Consider the following 392-nt stretch of genomic DNA (forward strand, 5'->3'; position numbering starts at 1 on the left):
GATTGCGGCCGGTCGAGGCGGCACGCTTTGACACGGTGAAATTGCCAAAGCCGACAAGCCGGACATCGCCGCCCTTCTTCAGTTCGCCGGTGATCACGGAAAATACCGCATCGACCGCCGACTGCGCGTCACCCTTCGAAATGCTCGCGGCGTCGGCGACAGCGGACACCAGTTCGTTCTTGTTCATAAAAATTCCCTTCCATGAGAACACCGGAACTATCGACTCATCCGGCAGGAAACGGACTTTAGAAAGAAGCGCTCCCGCAACCAAGTCGAAAAGGCAGGAAAAAAGCGGAAAAAGCCCGGAATTCCGGGGTTTTTCACATGAAAAAGCCGGGCGTCAGGCCCGGCTCTCCGTTTGTGCGCTGCAACCTCGACGAAAACCAACGCAT

At 56.4% G+C, this 392-nt stretch carries 1 protein-coding gene; it reads right to left on the reverse strand.

Features of this window, described 5'->3' with window-relative positions; genetic code table 11:
* A partial coding sequence (locus tag EN925_RS39450) for an HU family DNA-binding protein (RefSeq protein ID WP_164894866.1) occupies positions 1-187 on the reverse strand: 187 nt, incomplete at its 3' end.
* Between the last annotated feature and the right edge of the window lie 205 nt (positions 188-392).

This window comes from Mesorhizobium sp. M7A.F.Ca.US.006.04.2.1, from assembly GCF_004022915.1.
Lineage (GTDB): Bacteria > Pseudomonadota > Alphaproteobacteria > Rhizobiales > Rhizobiaceae > Mesorhizobium > Mesorhizobium ciceri.